The organism is Stenotrophomonas sp. I18B00994 (assembly GCF_014145825.1).
GTDB classification, from domain to species: Bacteria; Pseudomonadota; Gammaproteobacteria; order Xanthomonadales; family Xanthomonadaceae; genus Stenotrophomonas; species Stenotrophomonas maltophilia.
On record NZ_JACIUW010000012.1, the window covers coordinates 1 to 17,436 of the forward strand.

At 67.7% G+C, this 17,436-nt stretch carries 15 protein-coding genes; 10 read left to right on the plus strand and 5 right to left on the minus strand.

The features are described 5' to 3' along the window. Nucleotides 1–219: 219 nt before the first annotated feature. Nucleotides 220–1,041 (minus strand): ATP-binding cassette domain-containing protein, encoded by an 822-nt coding sequence (locus H4O10_RS14190; protein WP_049452584.1) that lies wholly within the window; start codon nucleotides 1,039–1,041, stop codon nucleotides 220–222. Between the two features lie 151 nt (nucleotides 1,042–1,192). On the opposite strand from H4O10_RS14190, the gene H4O10_RS14195 reads away from it, so the two are divergent. The 4 genes from H4O10_RS14195 to H4O10_RS14210 all read left to right on the plus strand — a co-directional run bounded on the left by H4O10_RS14195 (nucleotide 1,193) and on the right by H4O10_RS14210 (nucleotide 5,266). Next, nucleotides 1,193–2,395, plus strand: coding sequence for a fatty acid desaturase (locus H4O10_RS14195; protein WP_049452585.1), 1,203 nt, complete (start codon nucleotides 1,193–1,195; stop codon nucleotides 2,393–2,395). Continuing rightward, on the plus strand, nucleotides 2,392–2,724 hold the full coding sequence (locus tag H4O10_RS14200) for an EF-hand domain-containing protein (protein ID WP_049452586.1): 333 nt from the start codon (nucleotides 2,392–2,394) through the stop codon (nucleotides 2,722–2,724). The genes H4O10_RS14195 and H4O10_RS14200 overlap by 4 nt, the downstream gene beginning before the upstream one ends. Before the next feature lie 19 nt (nucleotides 2,725–2,743). Then, on the plus strand, nucleotides 2,744–3,556 hold the full coding sequence (gene mutM, locus H4O10_RS14205; RefSeq protein WP_005407488.1) for a bifunctional DNA-formamidopyrimidine glycosylase/DNA-(apurinic or apyrimidinic site) lyase: 813 nt from the start codon (nucleotides 2,744–2,746) through the stop codon (nucleotides 3,554–3,556). A 105-nt stretch (nucleotides 3,557–3,661) separates the two neighbouring features. After that, nucleotides 3,662–5,266 carry a glucan biosynthesis protein D gene (locus tag H4O10_RS14210; protein ID WP_049452588.1) on the plus strand — a complete coding sequence of 535 codons (1,605 nt, stop codon included), beginning with the start codon at nucleotides 3,662–3,664 and terminating at the stop codon, nucleotides 5,264–5,266. A 534-nt stretch (nucleotides 5,267–5,800) separates the two neighbouring features. Here H4O10_RS14210 and H4O10_RS14215 read toward each other — a convergent pair. Genes H4O10_RS14215 through H4O10_RS14225 form a run of 3 tightly spaced genes read right to left on the minus strand, consistent with a single transcriptional unit; the run spans nucleotide 5,801 to nucleotide 7,931 of the window. Then, the gene (locus H4O10_RS14215) at nucleotides 5,801–6,421 is read right to left on the minus strand and encodes a thymidine kinase (protein ID WP_033833540.1); all 621 of its coding nucleotides are present in this window, start codon (nucleotides 6,419–6,421) and stop codon (nucleotides 5,801–5,803) included. Nucleotides 6,422–6,430: 9 nt separating this feature from the next. Beyond that, the gene (locus H4O10_RS14220) at nucleotides 6,431–7,162 is read right to left on the minus strand and encodes a sel1 repeat family protein (protein WP_049452519.1); all 732 of its coding nucleotides are present in this window, start codon (nucleotides 7,160–7,162) and stop codon (nucleotides 6,431–6,433) included. A 40-nt stretch (nucleotides 7,163–7,202) separates the two neighbouring features. Next, nucleotides 7,203–7,931 carry an SEL1-like repeat protein gene (locus H4O10_RS14225; RefSeq protein ID WP_049452518.1) on the minus strand — a complete coding sequence of 243 codons (729 nt, stop codon included), beginning with the start codon at nucleotides 7,929–7,931 and terminating at the stop codon, nucleotides 7,203–7,205. 99 nt (nucleotides 7,932–8,030) lie between these two features. On the opposite strand from H4O10_RS14225, the gene H4O10_RS14230 reads away from it, so the two are divergent. Together H4O10_RS14230 and H4O10_RS14235 are read left to right on the plus strand one after the other, a co-directional pair. Then, nucleotides 8,031–10,007 (plus strand): UvrD-helicase domain-containing protein, encoded by a 1,977-nt coding sequence (locus H4O10_RS14230; protein WP_049402880.1) that lies wholly within the window; start codon nucleotides 8,031–8,033, stop codon nucleotides 10,005–10,007. Nucleotides 10,008–10,345: 338 nt separating this feature from the next. Then, complete coding sequence (locus H4O10_RS14235) at nucleotides 10,346–10,870, plus strand: GNAT family N-acetyltransferase (protein ID WP_033834574.1); 525 nt, start codon at nucleotides 10,346–10,348, stop codon at nucleotides 10,868–10,870. Nucleotides 10,871–10,947: 77 nt separating this feature from the next. On the opposite strand, the gene H4O10_RS14240 is transcribed toward H4O10_RS14235, so the two are convergent. Next, nucleotides 10,948–11,604: a DUF480 domain-containing protein gene (locus H4O10_RS14240; RefSeq protein ID WP_088470644.1), complete on the minus strand. Its 657-nt coding sequence runs from the start codon at nucleotides 11,602–11,604 to the stop codon at nucleotides 10,948–10,950. A gap of 101 nt (nucleotides 11,605–11,705) precedes the next feature. Between H4O10_RS14240 and H4O10_RS14245 the strand changes: the two genes are divergently transcribed. The 4 genes from H4O10_RS14245 to plsB all read left to right on the plus strand — a co-directional run bounded on the left by H4O10_RS14245 (nucleotide 11,706) and on the right by plsB (nucleotide 17,365). Continuing rightward, nucleotides 11,706–12,629 carry a 5'-nucleotidase, lipoprotein e(P4) family gene (locus H4O10_RS14245; RefSeq protein ID WP_049432499.1) on the plus strand — a complete coding sequence of 308 codons (924 nt, stop codon included), beginning with the start codon at nucleotides 11,706–11,708 and terminating at the stop codon, nucleotides 12,627–12,629. Next, the gene (pyrF, locus tag H4O10_RS14250) at nucleotides 12,626–13,351 is read left to right on the plus strand and encodes an orotidine-5'-phosphate decarboxylase (protein ID WP_049452366.1); all 726 of its coding nucleotides are present in this window, start codon (nucleotides 12,626–12,628) and stop codon (nucleotides 13,349–13,351) included. Before H4O10_RS14245 ends, pyrF begins: the two co-directional genes overlap by 4 nt. Nucleotides 13,352–13,775: 424 nt before the next feature. Next, on the plus strand, nucleotides 13,776–14,729 hold the full coding sequence (locus H4O10_RS14255; RefSeq protein ID WP_049402878.1) for a hypothetical protein: 954 nt from the start codon (nucleotides 13,776–13,778) through the stop codon (nucleotides 14,727–14,729). Then, nucleotides 14,729–17,365, plus strand: a complete 2,637-nt coding sequence (gene plsB, locus H4O10_RS14260) for a glycerol-3-phosphate 1-O-acyltransferase PlsB (RefSeq protein ID WP_111118775.1) — start codon at nucleotides 14,729–14,731, stop codon at nucleotides 17,363–17,365. Before H4O10_RS14255 ends, plsB begins: the two co-directional genes overlap by 1 nt. The last annotated feature ends 71 nt before the right edge of the window (nucleotides 17,366–17,436 follow it).

A 17,436-nucleotide genomic window follows, 5' to 3' on the forward strand; every position in this document is an offset into this window, starting at 1 on the left:
AACGGGCATTTTTATAGTGGTTCATCCGGGCTCTTTGGGGTCTGGAGAGGTGTGGTAACCACCATTTTCCAAAGATGTCCCGGATGAACAACGTACAGAGAGATCACAACTAACAGTCGACTCTACCGCCGTCGGTCTCCCAGGCCTGTCGGTTTTCGAGGCCGCAGGTTTCCGAGCCCGCCGGTTTCCAGGCCCCTTGTTTCCCCCGAGGGCTCCGCCTCACCCCGCGTACGCGGTCAGCCGGCCTTCCTGCTCGCACACGGTGATCGCGCCACCGAACACCGCCGACAGCGGCGCGCTGCGCAGCAGTTCGGCGCGGGTGCCATCAGCCAGCACACGGCCGTCGCGCAGCAGCACCACGCGTTCGATCTCGGGAATGATCTCTTCGATGTGGTGGGTCACCAGCACCAGGGTGATGCCCTGCTGGGCGAGCACCCGCATGGTCGCCACCAGCTGCTCGCGGGCGACCAGGTCCAGCCCGGTGGATGGCTCGTCCAGCAGCAGTGCCTGCGGCCGATTGACCAGCGCGCGGGCGATCAGCACGCGGCGGGTCTCGCCGGCCGACAGCTCGGCATAGGCGCGTTCGCGCAGGGACAGGGCGCCGGTCATCGCCAGTGTCTCGCCGACGCGCGTGCGCATGTCGGCGGTCACTTCGCGGAAGGCCGGCACCACGTAGCTGGCGAAGAAGCCGGACAGCACCGCCTGTTCCACGGTCAGCCCGGGCATGTCGGCCAGATTGCTGCTGAGGTCGCCGGTGACGATGCCCAGCTGCGAACGCAGCCGGTCCACCTGCCAGCGGTTCTGGCCCAGCACCTTCACCGCCACCGAGCCGTCGCTTTGCGCCAGCGGGTACAGCTCGCGGGTGATCAGCTTGATGAAGGTCGATTTGCCGCAACCGTTGGGGCCGAGCAGGGCAGTGTGCTGGCCCTGCGCGATACGCAGGCTGAGCCCGTGCAGCACCTTCACCTGGCCGCGCACCACGGTGGCGCGGTCCAGTTCGATCAAGGGGGGCAGCTCCGCAACGGGCGGGGCGGCAGTCATGGTGCTGGCGCGTGGATCAAGGCTCGACAACTCAGGTCCCCAACTGTGAACGGTGCCACGGATGGCGGTGGCAATCACCGCCGCAGGGATGCAGTTTGCAACGCAAGCGCCCATGATGTCTGCCATCCCCGCGTCGATACGGAGAGCCGCCATGCCCGATGCCCTGATGTCCCTGTTGACCGGTGGTGTGCTGGGCCTGGGCTGGTGGGCCATGCTGGCGGTGCTGCTGGTCTTCACCCAGATCACCATCTTCTCGGTGACCCTGTACCTGCACCGCAGCCAGGCCCATCGCGGGGTCGATTTCCACCCGGCATTGGCCCACGTGTTCCGGTTCTGGCTCTGGCTCACCACCTCGATGATCACCCGCGAGTGGGTGGCCATCCATCGCAAGCACCACGCCAAGGTGGAAACCGAGGACGATCCGCACAGCCCGGTCACCCGTGGCATCGGCAAGGTGTTCTGGCATGGCGTGGAGCTGTACCGCGAAGCGCGCGGCATGCGCGCGGACATCGAGCAGTACGGGCGTGGCACCCCGGATGATGCGATCGAGCGCCACCTGTACACCCCGCACGCCACGCTCGGCCCGGTGCTGCTGCTGGCGATCAACAGCGTGCTGTTCGGCCTTCCCGGCGTGGCCCTGTGGGCGATCCAGATGGCGTGGATTCCATTCTGGGCGGCCGGCGTGGTCAACGGCCTCGGCCACTGGTGGGGCTACCGCAACTACGAATCGGCCGATACCTCCACCAACCTGACGCCGTGGGGCTTCTGGATCGGTGGCGAGGAGCTGCACAACAATCACCATGCCTTCCCCAGCTCGGCGCGCTTCGCGATGCGGCGCTGGGAATTCGACATCGGCTGGAGTGCGATCCGCCTGCTGCAGGCGCTGCGCCTGGCCAAGGTGCTTCGCGTTGCACCGGCCATGGACGTACGCCCGAACATCGCCGTGCCCGATGCCGAAACCCTGAAGGCGCTGCTCTCGCACCGCTTCCAGGCGATGACCGACTACCAGCGCAACGTGTTCATGCCGGCCCTGCGCGAGGAAGCCGCCCACGCTGGCGCCAAGCTGCGGCGCCTGCTGCCGCGCCGGCTGCGCCGTGGCCTGGTCAACGACGGTCGCTGGCTGAAGCCGGACAGTCGCGCCCAGCTCAGCGCATGGGTGGCACAGCGCCCGCGCATCCACACCCTGGTCGAGTATCGCGCGCGGTTGGCGGCGCTGCTCGAGGCCCGCGGCCACGATGCCGCCGAGCGCCTGCACCAGCTGCAGGCCTGGTGCCGCGAGGCCGAGGAAAGCGGAATCGCGGCGCTGCAGGCCTACGCTGCGCGATTGAAGGGCTACAGCCTGGTGGGCGCGTGAGGGCAGGGTATGGGCTTGTGTTGGCCGCGCTGCTGCCAGGCGCGGCGCTGGCCCAGGTCACCGATACCGCCAGCTACCTGCAGCGGATGGACAGCGATGGCGACGGCAAGGTCAGCGAAGCCGAGTACGTGCAGTGGATGCTGTATGCCTTCGACCGCATGGACCGCAATGGTGATGGCGTGCTGAGCGCTGACGAGCTGCCCGGCGGCGAGGGCAGGGCAATTAGCCGCGAGCAGCAGCGGCAGGTGATCGTGCAGCGCTTCCATAAGCAGGATGCCAACGGCGATGGCTACCTGGATGCGCGAGAGCTGGCGGCGCCGCCACGCTGAGCGGGCGTAGAATCGGTTCATGCCTGAACTGCCCGAAGTCGAAACCACCCGCCGCGGCCTGGCGCCGCACCTGCAGGGGCGCCGCGTGCATGGCGTGATCCTGCGCCGCGCCGACCTGCGCTGGCCGATTCCGCCGGAAGTGGCCGAGCTGCTGCCGGGGCAGCGCATCGAGGACATCCGCCGTCGCGCCAAGTACCTGCTGCTGGACACCGCCATCGGCAGCGCCGTGCTGCACCTGGGCATGTCCGGCAGCCTGCGTGTGCTGCCCGGCGATACCCCGCTGCGCGCGCACGACCATGTGGATATCAGCCTGGACAACGGCCGCCTGTTGCGCTTCAACGACCCGCGCCGCTTCGGCAGCCTGCTGTGGCAGCCGGCCGGCGAAGTCCACCCGCTGCTGCAGGGGCTAGGCCCGGAGCCGCTGGACGATGCCTTCGACGGGGACTACCTGTTCGCCCGCAGCCGTGGCCGCAGCGCGCCGGTGAAGACCTTCCTGATGGACCAGGCGGTGGTGGTGGGCGTGGGCAACATCTACGCCGCCGAGAGCCTGTTCAAGGCCGGCATCAGTCCGCTGCGCGAGGCCGGGAAGATCTCGCGCGAGCGCTACCAGCGGCTGGCCGATGCGGTGAAGGAGATCCTCGGCTACGCCATCACCCGTGGTGGCACCACCCTGCGTGACTTCATCAGCCCCGATGGCGCGCCGGGCTACTTCGAGCAGGAACTGCTGGTGTACGGCCGTGACGGGCTGCCCTGCCCGAACTGTGGCCGCGCGCTGAAGCACGCCACCATCGGCCAGCGCGCCAGCGTCTGGTGCAGCCACTGCCAGCGCTGAGGCGGGCGGCCAGCGGCAGCTGAACGGACAGGGCACGTCTCCGCTGCCCGTTAACGTTTGTCTGCCTATGATGGCCGACCTTCCTTCTGTGCCTGACGCGCCTGCATGCAACGACGCGACTTCATCCGCAATGCCTCCCTCGCCCTGGCTGCATTCGGCCTGCCGTCCCTGCCCGCGTGCGCGGCCAGCAGGAGCGGCCAGATGGGCCTGCGCCGCCTCGGCCAACCGCAGCCGTTCGACTTCGCCACCCTGAAGGGCCAGGCGCGCGCGCTGGCACAGGCGCCCTACAAGAGCCACAAGCGGGTGCTGCCGGGCCGCCTGGAAGGGCTGGACTGGGACCAGTACCAGTCGATCGGTTACCGCCAGGACCATGCGCTGTGGGCCGACCAGCCGGGCAAGTTCCAGGCCAAGTTCTTCCACCTGGGCCTGTACTTCCATTCGCCGGTGCGCATGTTCGACGTGGTCGACGGCAAGGCGCAGGAGCTGGCCTATGACGGCGCGGCCTTCAACTACGGCAAGAGCGGCATCAAGGACGGCGAGCTGCCGGCCGATCTCGGCTTCGCCGGTTTCCGCCTGAACACCCGCAAGGACACCGATCGCGATTTCGCCGCCTTCCTCGGCGCCAGCTACTTCCGTGCGGTCGGCAAGGAAGGCCAGTACGGCCAGTCCGCGCGTGGCCTGGCAATCGATACCGGCATGGGCAAGCCGGAGGAATTCCCGGACTTCATCGCCTATTACCTGGAACAACCCTCGGCTGATTCGGACACGATCGTGGTCTACGGCCTGCTGGATTCGCCCAGCGTGGCCGGCGCCTATCGCTTCGCGATCACCAATGGCGACGTGCTGCTGATGGACATCGACAGCGCGCTGTACCCGCGCAAGGCGATCGAGCGGTTGGGCATCGCCCCGTGCACCAGCATGTACCAGGTGGGTGAGAACGACCGCCGCATGGCCTGGGACTGGCGCCCGGAGATCCACGACACCGACGGCCTGTCGCTGTGGACCGGTGCCGGCGAATGGATCTGGAGGCCGCTGCTGAACCCGCGCAACCTGCGCTTCAACATGTTCGTGGACCGCAACCCCCGCGGCTTCGGCCTGCTGCAGCGCGACCGCAACTTCGACCATTACCAGGACGACGGCGTGTTCTACGAGAAGCGCCCGTGCCTGTGGGTGGAGCCGAAGGGCGAGTGGGGCGAGGGCTCGGTGCAGCTGGTGGAGATCCCCACCGTGGACGAAACCTTCGACAACATCGTGGCGTTCTGGAACCCCAAGGAAAAACCGCAGCCGGGCCAGGAACTGCTGGTTGGCTACCGCCTGTACTGGGGTGCCGAACCACCGGCACGGCCGCCGCTGGCGCACTGCGTGGCCAGCCGCACCGGCCTGGGTGGCGTGGTCGGCAAGAAGCGCGAGTACTTCAGCTGGCGCTTCGCGGTGGACTTCGAAGGTGGCGAGCTGGCCAGGCTGATCGACAAGGGCGAGGTCGAGGCGGTGGTGGAATCCAGCCGCGGCCGGGTCGAGATCGTGTCGGCGCGTCCGCTGCGCGAGATCAACGGCTACCGCGCGATGTTCGACCTGGTGCCGCCGGAGGGCAGTCCCGAGCAGATCGACATCCGCTTGTTCCTGCGCAGTGGCGGCAAGACCCTGACCGAGACCTGGCTGTACCAGTACACCCCGCCGCCGGCGGGTGCGCCGGAGCGCACGCTGTACTGAGAGGGGTGTTGGGTTTGCAGGGCTTGCAGCCCTGCACCTGCCGAGGCCAAAGCAACAGCAACAGCCGAAGCAGAAGCTGGTTTTCTGTGGGTAGTCGGGGTGGGTCCGGTGGCGGGAGACGCCGTAAACCCGTCCATGGGAGCTTGGCCGCGGCATCCATGCCGCGGACACTCCCGCCACCGGACCCACCCCGCCTTCGACAGACCTCCGCGATCCGTCGGAGCACGGGGTCGGATCCCGTTGCTGCGCAACGGGCTCTGACCCCAGATGAATTTCGATATCTGACAGATGTGTCGACCAAGGTCGACACCCACCAACAGCGCGGGGATCTGTCAGAGGTGGGGCGGTGTCGGAGTGCGGGGTGTCAGCCGCATGGATGCGGCTGCCAAGCTTACAGGGACGTACTTGCAGCGTCCCCGCAGTCCGACACCGCCCCGCCATCCCACGCAATGCCAGCTGTTGCTGTTGCTGTTGCCGGCCAGCGGCCGTCACTACCGCGGGTGCAGGGCTGCAAGCCCTGCAAAAGAACACCCTTTACAGCGGCAGGGGCGCCTGCGCCGGATCGATCCGCCCTTCACCGCGGGTGATCTTCTTGAACTCGGCACGGCTGACCGACACGTAGCGGTCGTTGCCACCGATCTCCACCTGCGGGCCGTCCTGCACCGCGTGCCCATGTTCGTCCACGCGTACCGTCATCGTTGCCTTCTTGCCGCTGTGGCAGATGGTCTTGATCTCCTGCATCTCGTCGGCCCAGGCCAGCAGGTACTGGCTGCCCTCGAACAGCTCGCCGCGGAAATCGGTGCGCAGGCCGTAGCACAGCACCGGAATGCGCAGCTGGTCGACCACCTCGCTGAGCTGCCAGACCTGGGCGCGCGTGAGGAACTGCGCTTCATCCACCAGCACGCAGCCCATCGGGCCGTTGGCGGCCAGGTCCTGTTCGACCCAGTGCTGCAGGTCGGTGTCACGGTCGAAGGCCATGCCGTCCGCACGCAGGCCGATACGCGAGGCCACCACGCCGGCGCCGGCACGATCATCCAGGCGCGGGGTCAGGATCGCCACCCGCATGCCGCGTTCGCGGTAGTTGTGCGCGCTCTGCAGCAGGGTCGTGGTCTTGCCGGCGTTCATCGCCGAATAGTAGAAATAGAGCTTGGCCATCGGCCAATTCTAGTCGTCCACCGCCTCGTCGTCGCGGACCGTGTCCGGCCGTCCTATCTCGACGCTGGGGGTCCGCGCGGGGCGCCAGTAGTTGTCCTGCAGGCACCAGTAGTCGGCGGCGCGCCAGTAGTCGTTGTCGTAGACGATGCTGCCCGGCGTCACGATGCCCTGCTCGTTGCCGCGGCGCTGGACGACGATCAGGCCGGAGCTCACGTACCCGAGGCGGCTGCCGGTGATCTGCTGGCGGCCGTCCCTGAGGGCGCGCTCCATGCGAGGCTTGGCTGCGCGGTCGCCGTAGTCGGCATAGACCTGCTGGCCGCGCTCGATCGCCCGTGCCTGCTGCAGTGCGTCCAGGCGTGCCCAGTAGTGCTCCCGCAGCACCAGGAAGTCGTGATACATGCGCTCGGCGGCCAGGTCCATCCAGATGTAGGCCATCACCGGATCGGCCCGGGTACCGACGCCCTCCTGGTACAGCCGCGCCACCATGGCCTGGGAGAACTTGTCGGCGTAGCGCGCCGAACGCTTGTAGTAGTCCAGCGCCCTGGCGGGCTGTCTGTCCCGTTCGGCCCGCTGGGCCATGCTGCGCCAGAACAGGTCCGGATGGGCATCGAAGAAGCCTCCGGTCAGGACGGTAGGCGGGATCTGCCGCGGGGCCTCCACCGGGCATTCCCTGGCGGTCACGGCAGCGGCCATCGACAGGCCCAGCAGCAGGCAGAAGCGTGAAGCGTGCTTCGCTTTCATACTTGATCGCCCTCCTGGCAATGACCATGAAATACGAACGTCAGCGCCCCGCGCCTTCCACGGGGCTGAGTGGGCCGACCTCGACGCTGCGGCCGCCGAACTCCTGTTCCCAGATGCGGTCCTGCATGCACCAGTACGCTGCAGGGTCCCAGTACGCATCCCGATAATAGTCATCGCCGCGGGTCGGCCAGCCGGCTTCCGGGCCGTCGGACAGTTCCACCTGCAGCATCGAGCTGACCCAGCCGGTGCGGCTGCCGGTCATGCCGCTGCGGTCCACGCGCATGGCAGCCTCCATGCGCGGCTTGGCCGTGGCATCGCCGTAGGCCGCATACAGCGCCGGCCCTTCGGCGAGCACCCGTTGCCGTTGCGCGGCATCCAGGCGGTTCCAGTAGCGCTCGCGCTCCAGCAGCAGGTCGCGGTAGCCGCGTTCGGCGGCCAGGTCCATCCAGATGTAGGCCAGCACCGGATCAGGGGCGGTACCCGTGCCTTTCTGGTACATGCGCGCGACCAGCGACTGCGACAGCTTGTCGGCGTGCGCGGCCGCCCGCTTGAAACGCACCAGCGCATGATCGGGCCGGCCCTGGCGCCACGACTGCAGGCCCAGCTCGCGCCAGTGCAGGTCAGGATGAGCCTGCAGGAAGCCCGGGGTCATCAGCGCCGACCGCAACGATGCGCCAGCATCGGGCGCGCAGTCCGCACTGCGGGCAGCCAACGGCGCCAGCAGCAACAGCAGGGTGCCCAGCAGGGCGGCAGGGGCGGTCGGGCGCATGCACCTGGCTCCAGTGCTCCGGTGGCGAATCAATAGCTTAGGAACGGTGTGCATGCAAGTCAGGTCCGCCCGCTGCGGCCCCGCTACAATCCCATTCCCATGCACGGTCTCAATCCCCCCCAAGCCGCCGCCGTCCTGCACATCGAAGGTCCGTTGCTGGTGCTCGCCGGCGCGGGCAGCGGCAAGACGCGCGTGATCGTGGAAAAGATCGCCCACCTGATCGGCAGCGGTCGCTACCCGGCACGCCGCATCGCAGCGATCACCTTCACCAACAAGTCGGCCAAGGAAATGCGCGAGCGTGTGGCCAAGCGCCTGCGCGAGCAGGACGCCGACGAGGTGACCATCTGCACCTTCCATGCGCTGGGCCTGAAGTTCCTGCAGATCGAACACGCGGCCGTGGGCCTGAAGCGTGGCTTCTCGATCTTCGATGCCGATGATGCCGCTGCGCAGATCAAGGACCTGATGTACGGGGCCAAGCCCGACGACATCGAGGACATGAAGAACCTGGTGTCGCGCGCCAAGAACGCCGGCCTGTCGCCCGAGCAAGCGATGGCCGCCGCGCGCAGCAACCGCGAGAAGGAAGCGGCCAGCGTCTACGAGCGCTACCAGCTGCGCCTGACGGCGTTCAATGCGGTGGACTTCGATGACCTGATCCGTTTGCCGGTGCAGATCCTGGAGGAAAATCCGGAGATCGCGCTGGCGTGGCGCGAGCGCATCGGCTACCTGCTGGTGGACGAATGCCAGGATACCAACGACGCGCAGTACCGGCTGCTCAAGCAGCTGGCCGGCGACAAGGGCAACTTCACCTGCGTGGGTGACGATGACCAGTCGATCTACGCCTGGCGCGGTGCCAACCCGGAAAACCTGCAGCAGATGGGGCGCGACTATCCCACGCTGGAGATCATCAAGCTGGAGCAGAACTACCGCTGCTCCAACCGCGTGCTGCGCGCCGCCAATGCGCTGATCGCCAACAACCCGCACGAGCACCTGAAGAAGCTGTGGAGCGACCAGGCCGACGGCGAGCGCATCCGCGTGTGGGAGTGCCGCAACAGCGAGCACGAGGCGGAAAAGGTCGCGGCCGAGATCGCCTTCGTGGCGCAGTCGCGCAACGTGCCATGGAGTGATTTCTGCATCCTGTTCCGCGGCAACTTCCAGTCGCGCCCGCTGGAAAAGGCGATGCAGCTGCTGCGCATTCCCTACCACCTGACCGGCGGCACCATGTTCCTGGAGCGCCAGGAAGTGAAGGACACGCTGGCCTGGCTGCGGTTGCTGGTGAACCCGGACGACGACACCGCGTTCATGCGTGCGGTGCAGTCGCCCAAGCGCGACGTCGGTGCCGGCACGCTGGCCAGGCTGGCCGAGCTGGCGCAGGAAAAGGACATGCCGATGGCACAGGCTGCCGAGGCGATCGGCGCCCTGCAGCAGCTACCGCCGCGCGCCGCCAACAGCCTGGCCCGCTTCACCGACATCCTGCGCGACCTGCGCGCGCAGATGCGTCAGGTCACCTCGGGCGACATGATCCGCAAGGTCGCCAAGGAATCGGGCCTGCTCAGCGAACTGCGCCAGCAGGCCAAGGAAGAGGCCAGCTACCAGCGCCGCGCCAACAACATCGAGGAACTGGCGCAGTGGTTCGAGGGCGGCCCGCGCGGCGCCACTGCCGCTGACCTGGCCGGCCAGCTGGCGCTGCTGTCACGCAGCGACAAGGACGAGGGTGGCAACCAGGTGCGCATGATGACCATGCACGCCTCCAAGGGCCTGGAATTCCCGTACGTGTTCATCGTTGGCTGCGAGGATGGCGTGCTGCCCCACCAGGTCAGCCTGGACGAGGGCAACCTGCAGGAAGAGCGGCGGCTGCTGTACGTGGGCATCACCCGCGCCAAGATTCAGCTGTGGATGAGTTACAGCAAGCTGACGCGCAAGTTCGGTGAGCATGTGCGGCTGAAGCCGAGCCGGTTCTTCGATGAGATCCCGGCCGAGGAGATCCAGCGTGATGGCGCTGATCCGGTGGCCGATGCGGCGCGCAAGAAGGAACGGGCGAGTGCGGGGTTGGCGGCGATCGAGGCGTTGTTCGACTGATCGGCGAACGGCGCAGCCCCTCGTGGTTGGCGCCGTTCGCAATGCATTCGTGGGGGCCGGGCGGGGGGGGCGGTCGGGACACGCCGTAAACCCATCCATGGGGGCTCGGCCGCGGCTTGCTCGTGTGCGCTGTCCTGCGCACACGGCAAGACCGGGGTTGGGCGTCCTGCCCAACCCGCCCGAGGCATGCCTCGGGCCCATGCCGCGGACGGTCCCGCCCAGCCCACCCGGCCGGCCTCTGACAGTTTCCGTGCGCGCCAGCCACGGAAAAGAAAAAGAAAATCAAAAGCAGCAGCCGGGCTTGAGGCAGAATCGGGGTTTCGGCTGGAGGTCCACCTGTGCAACCGATCGAGAGTGAACGCCTGCGCCTGCGTGCGATCGAGCCTGATCGCGATGCGGCGCCGATGCTGGCGCTGTTGAATGATCCGGGCTTCGTGCGCTTCATTGGCGACCGCAATGTGCGCAGTGAGGAGCAGGCGCGGGACTACATCGCGCTGCGTGTGCTGCACAGCTATGCGTTGAATGGCTTTGGCATGTATGCCATCGAGCGGTTGTCCGATGGTGCCTGGCTGGGCAATGCCGGACTGGTACGGCGTGATGGGCTGCCGGGTCCGGACATCGGCTATGCGGTGCTGTCGGAATTCGCCGGGCAGGGCTATGCCGGTGAGGCGGCGCGGGCGGTGTTCGCGCATGCGCGCGCTGGGCTGGGCCTGCACGATCTGTATGGCATCACCGATCTGGACAACGTGGTGTCCGGGAAGATCCTGCTGGGGTTGGGCATGCAGGAGCGCGGGGTGATCCAGCTGCCGGGCGTGGACAGCCCGAGCAGGTTGTATGCCACGCCGGGTGCGGCGCAGGTCTGACCCCTGATGTTGGTAGGTGCCGACCGTTGGTCGGCACGATTCAGATGCAGTGCCGACCACGGTCGGCACCCACCCCCTCAGCCGCGCAGTTCGGCCAGCTGCGCCTGCAGCTCGGCCACGGCCGCTTCCAGCTGGGCCACGCGCTCGGCCAGGCCCGGGTCGGCTGCATCGCTGCTGCCGCCGCCGCCGCTGCTGGCGTACCTGGCCGCCAGCGCCGCACCGTCCACTTCACCGCACAGCAGGTGCATGTAGCGGTCTTCGCGCTGGCCGCTGGCACGCGGCAGCACCACCAGCAGCGCGCGCTGCTGCAGGCGCTCGATGGCGTGGCGGGCTTCATCGGCGTCGGCGAAGCGGTGCAGGCGCTCGCTGCGCGTGATCAGTTCGCCCAGCGTCTGCGGCCCACGCAGCAGCAGCAGCGCCAGCAGCACGGTCTGCTGCCGGGTCAGGTCCAGTGCGGCCTGCAGGCGGTGCTCGTAGCGGTCCGCGCGCGAGGAGAAGTGCTGGCGGGCCAGGCCCAACGCCTCCAGCTGGCGCAGCGCGTGCTGCACGCTGCCGGCATCGATGTTCATCACCGGCTCGCGGGCAGTCTTCTGGTTGGCAGCCGACTGGGCGGCATTGACCGTCAGTGGATAGGTGTCCGGCGTGGTCGCCTCCTTTTCCACCAGGCAGCCCAGCAGGCGGGCCTGCACGGCGTCGAGCAGGGGGACGTCGGGGGTCTGGACGGAATCGGTCATGGCGGCCTCCGGAAGGGCAACGGGTCAACCGCCAAGCATAGCCGTCCCGGGGCCGCCTTTGCCGGTAAAATGCGCCGGTATATCTGATTGCCGGTGAATCCATGCGTCGTCCCGTTTCCCTGTCCCTGACCCTGCTCGCCACTGCGGCGCTGGGCCTGTCCGCCTGCAAGCGCGTGGATGCGCCTGCTGCCGAAGCCGTTGCCCCGGAGGCCCCGGCCGCCGCTGCCAAGGCTGATGGCGCGCTTGATGCAACCGCCAACGACAATCTCAACGCCGTGCTGTGGATGCAGCGCGCGCAGGAGTACAAGGCAATCACCGAGCAGACCTACCGTGCCGCCGCCGACCACCTGGACGCCGCGCTGAAGGAAGCGCACTGGGATGCGCTGGTGCCGGAGGAACGCGGCAACGAGGCCAAGGGCCTGAAGCCGGCCGTGGTGCTGGACGTGGATGAGACCGTGCTGGACAACTCGCCCTACCAGGCGCGCCTGGTGCGCGACGGCAAGGAATACGACGAGCTGAGCTGGGACCAGTGGGTGGCCGAAAAGAAGGCCAAGGCCATTCCGGGCGTGGTCGATTTCGCCAAGGCCGCCAACGCCAAGGGCGTAACCCTGCTGTACATCTCCAACCGCGCCGTGCACCTGAAGGACGCGACCCTGGCCAACCTGCGCGAGCAGGGCCTGCCGGTGGCCGATGACAGCGTGTTCCTGGGCCTGGGCACCGTGGTCGAAGGCTGCGAGCAGGCCGGCAGCGAGAAGAACTGCCGCCGCCGCCTGGCCGGGCAGAAGTACCGCGTGCTGATGCAGTTCGGCGACCAGCTGGGCGACTTCGTGGAAGTGACCGCCAACACCAACGAAGGCCGTGACGCCCTGCTGCAGCAGTACCACGACTGGTTCGGCGAGCGCTGGTGGATGCTGCCGAACCCGACCTACGGCGGTTTCGAGCCGGCGCAGTTCAACAATGACTACAGCCAGTCGCGCCAGGCCCGCCACGACGCCAAGCGCGCTGCCCTGGACTACGCGCCGTGAGCCGCGCGCCGCTGCCGCTGCGCGATGACGAGCGCCTGATCTTCGCGCTGGACGTGCCTGACCGCGCGCAGGCACTGGAGTGGGTCGACCGCCTCGGCGACAGCGTGGCGTTCTACAAGATCGGCATGGAACTGCTGGCGTCGGGCGAGTACTTCCAGGTGCTGGACGAGCTGGCCCGCCGCGACAAGCGCGTGTTCGTTGACCTGAAGTTCTTCGATATCCCGGCCACTGTCGCGGCGGTGATCAGGCGCCTGTCGCAGTGGCCGGTCAGCTACGCCACCATCCACGGCTGGCACCCGGCGATGATGGAAGCCTGCGCCGCCGCCAACAGCAGCGACATGCGCCTGCTGGCGGTGACCGTGCTGACCTCGATGGGCCGCCCGGACCTGGCGCAGATGGGCATCGACCGTGAACCGGTGGACGTAGTGGTCGAACGCGCGCTGGCCGCGCAGGCGGCCGGTATCGATGGCGTGATCGCCTCGGGCCAGGAAGCCGGCCCGATCCGCGCCGCTACCGGCGCCGGATTCTCGATCGTCTGCCCGGGCATCCGCCCCGGTGGCCCGGTCGGCGATGACCAGAAGCGTACCGTTGGCGTGGCCCAGGCCTTTGCCGATGGCGCCGATGCCATCGTGGTTGGCCGTCCGATCCGCCTGGCCACCGATCCGCAGGCCGCTGCGCGGGCCATCCAGCAGGAAATCGCGTCGGCGCTGGCTGCGCGCTGAGATTCCGTTGCGCAGGCTGCAGGCCCGAACGCCATCCCGACCCGCGCGGGATGGCGTTTCTGCATCCGTCCAGCAAGCGGTTGTGCCCGAATCGCCGCAAAACCTGCCGTAGATTTCATTGCTTTTACGCCCATCATCAGGTGGATCAATAAAATCAATGATTTATACGACGATAGGTGAAGTGTTGCCTTAACTTGAGCGGCAGCGTAGGATCGCCGCCATCCGGTCCTCGGACCGGACATGTGCCACAACACTGTCCACCGGCCCTGCGTCGGTTTGAAGAGCCTGTGATCCCCGTGATCCCGGCTCTTTTTTTATTCCCATCAGTGACTTGCACAAGCAACAGCGGAAACCGTGACGTCCCGGCTTGCCGCTGTCACGTCACAGGCCGCAAGATGCGGACCGGTCCGGGGAGTCCGAGTGCATGAGCGTGGCAGTGAGAGGAAGGTCTGCGCGTGGATGGGGGCTGGCAGCCATGCTGCTGCTGGCCGTGGCGGCGTGTCGTGAATCGGCCCAGGACCCGGCCAAGCCGGCGGCCGAGCCGGTCGCGGCGGTGCAGGCCATGGCGCTGCGCCTGGCCGAGGACGATCTGGTCGGCTACGCAAAGCTGTCGGTGCCGCCCAGCCAGTACCAGCGCCTGCAACAGGCCTGGACCGAAGGCCACAGCCAATGGCCGCTGACCGAACTGCCGCTGGGTGACCAGCTGCTGCCGATGCTGGCCGCACTGCGCAGGCCCAATGCCAGCGCCGAACTGCAGCGCAGCTTCGATCGCCAGCTGGCCGGACAGGCCGGCGCCGTTCGCCAGGCCGCACAATCGATGGGCAACTTCGGTGTGCAGTACCTGCGCCACCAGAAGGGCTATACGCCTGGCCAACAGGCGCATTACATCGCCCTGGTCGAAACCCTGGCCAGCTGGGCGCAGGGTGCCCCGATCAGTGACCGGGCCCGCGCACGCAGCACCATCGCCGCGCTGGTCGGCGCCGCCAACAAGGTCGGTTTCGACGACGAAGCCGGCCTGCAGGCCGCGGGCATGGAAGGCAGCCTGGCGCAGCTGGCGCCGTTCATCCACACCCTCAAGGCGGTGCTGGGCAGCTACGGGCTGGGCGTGGACGACGCGTTGCGCAGCGTGCGCGGCGAACTGCTGTCGGTGGAAGGTGACAACGCCCTGGTACGCCTGCGCTACGACCTCGCCGGTCGCGAGATGAGCCTGCAGCTGCCGCTGAGCCGCCGCGAAGGCCATTGGTACCTGACCCGCACCCTGGCCGATACCGACGCCCTGCTGCGCAAGGCCGATGCGGCCCGCGCCGCTGCGTCGCCGTCACCGGCTGAAGCCCCCGCCGAGGGTGGGGAAGCGGCAACGCCGCCGCCTAAGCCATAATGGCGCCGATGTCGAAACAGAACCCGCTGCCGTTCCCCGGCGAAGAATCCCAGTCGACGCCCGCCGATACGGTGCCGGCGTCCCCCTCGACCGGTACCGGCCCGAACCCGGTACCGCCGCCCGCGCACGCGCGTCCGGCCGGCCGACGCCCACTGTGGGCACGGTTGCTGGGCCGCCTGGTCGAGCCGTGGCTGTCGCTGAAGATCGAGCCGGAAGACCCGGGCCAGTACAACGATGGCCGCCCGGTCATGTACGTGCTGGAAGACTACGGCCTGTCCAACGCGCTGATCCTGGACAAGGCCTGCCGCCAGGCCGGCCTGCCGTCGCCGCTGGTGCCGCTGGCCGGTGACCCGACCAGCCGCAAGCGCGCCTACCTGGCGCTGTCGCGGCGCAGCTCCAGCAATTCGCTGATCCCCGAGCAGCGCGGTGCCAAGACCCATTCCGACTCGCTGGCCAAGGTCCTGCAGGCACATCGCGTGCGCGATGACCTGGACGTGCACCTGGTGCCGGTGTCGATCTTCGTCGGCCGCGCGCCGGACAAGCAGAGCGGCTGGTTCGCGGTGCTGTTCTCGGAAAACTGGGCGCTGGTCGGCCGCTTCCGCCGCCTGCTGGCGGTGCTGCTCAATGGCCGCAGCACCATCGTCCGCTTCGCGCCGCCGATCTCGCTGCGTTCCATCATCGACGAAGGCCTGGAGCCGGAACGCACGGTACGCAAGCTGCAGCGCGTGCTGCGCACCCATTTCCGCCGCATCCGTGAATCGGTGATCGGCCCCGACCTGTCGACCCGTCGCCTGCTGGTGGACCAGGTGCTGGCCGCCGAACCGGTGCGCGAAGCGATCGCCGCGCAGGCCAAGCGCGACAATTCGAAGACGGCCGATGCCTGGAAGAAGGCACACGCCTACGCCTGGGAAATCGCCGCGGACTATTCCAGCCCGGTGGTGCGCTCGGCCAGCTTCATGCTCAGCCACGTGTGGAACCGCATCTATGCGGGCGTGCTGGTGCACCATCTGGACAAGTTCAAGGCCGCCGCGCCGGGCCACGAAGTGGTCTACGTGCCCAGCCACCGCAGCCACATGGACTACCTGCTGCTGTCCTACCTGCTGTACGACCGTGGCATCGTGCCGCCGCACATCGTGGCGGGCATCAACCTGAACCTGCCGGTGGTCGGTACCCTGCTGCGGAAGGGCGGTGCGTTCTTCATCCGCCGCTCGATCCGTGGCAACGCGCTGTACTCGGCCGTGCTCAGTGAGTACGTCGCGCAGCTGGTGGCTGGCGGCTACTCGCTGGAGTACTTCGTCGAAGGCGGCCGCTCGCGTACCGGCCGACTGCTGCAGCCCAAGGGCGGCATGATCTCGATGACGCTGCGTGCGTTCCTGCGCCAGCCGCGCAAGCCGGTGCTGTTCCAGCCCATCTACATCGGCTACGAGAAGCTGATGGAAGGCGGCAGCTACCTGGACGAACTGTCCGGCCGGCCGAAGGAAAAGGAATCGATCTGGTCGCTGCTGTGGGGCATCCCCAAGGTGCTCAAGCAGAACTACGGCCAGGTGGTGGTGAACTTCGGCGAACCGATCGCACTGAACGACGTACTGGCCGAGAAGGCGCCGGAGTGGAAGGGCGAGGCGGTCTCCGAGGACGAGAAACCGGCGTGGCTGTCGACCACGGTGGACACGCTGGCCGAACGCATCCAGGTGCGCATCAACGGCGCCGCCGACGTCAATCCGATCAACCTGCTGGCGCTGGCGCTGCTGTCCACGCCGAAGCACGCGATGGGCGAGGCCGACCTGATCGCGCAGATCGAGCTGTGCAAGACGCTGCTGGTCGAGATGCCGTATTCGGACCGGGTGACGGTGACCCCGCACTCGCCGGAGCGGATCATCGCCCACGCCGAGGAAATCAACGTTCTCACCCGCATCAAGCACCCGCTGGGCGACGTGCTCAGCGTCAGCGGCGATACCGCGGTGCTGCTCAGCTACTTCCGCAACAACGTGCTGCACCTGTTCACCGCCTCGTCGTGGGTGGCCTGCTGCTTCCAGAACAACCGCCGCATGAGCCGTACCGGCCTGGTCCAGCTGGGCCGCACGGTGTACCCATTCCTGCAGGCCGAGCTGTTCCTGCCGTGGAGCGAGGACGAATTCGCACAGCGCATCGACCAGACCATCAACGTGTTCGTGCGTGAGGGCCTGCTGCAGAACGTCAATGACGACGACGGCGGCATCCTGGCGCGCAACACCGGGCAGACCGACGAGGTGTTCCGCCTGCGTGCGATCGGCCACTCGCTGCAGCAGGCGTTCGAGCGCTACTACATCGCCATTTCGGTGCTGGTGAAGAACGGCCCGGGCGTGCTGGGCGCGGCCGAGCTGGAAAGCCTGTGCCAGCAGGCGGCGCAGCGTCTGAGCCTGCTCTATGCACCGGCCGCGCCGGAGTTCTTCGACCGCACCCTGTTCCGCGGCTTCATCCAGAAGCTGCGCGAACTGCGCCTGGTGTGGCCGGACGAGAACAGCAAGCTGCTGTTCGACGAGCGCCTGGATGCCTGGGCCAAGGACGCCAAGTTCATCCTTGGCCGCGAACTGCGCCACACCATCGAACGGGTCAGCCCGGAAGCGGCACGCCCGGACGAGCCGGCGCCGCAGGATTGAAGGCAGCGCCGGGCCATGCGGTGGGTGTGGACCTTGGTCCACACCTCCCAGCCGTGCCAACCAAGGTTGGT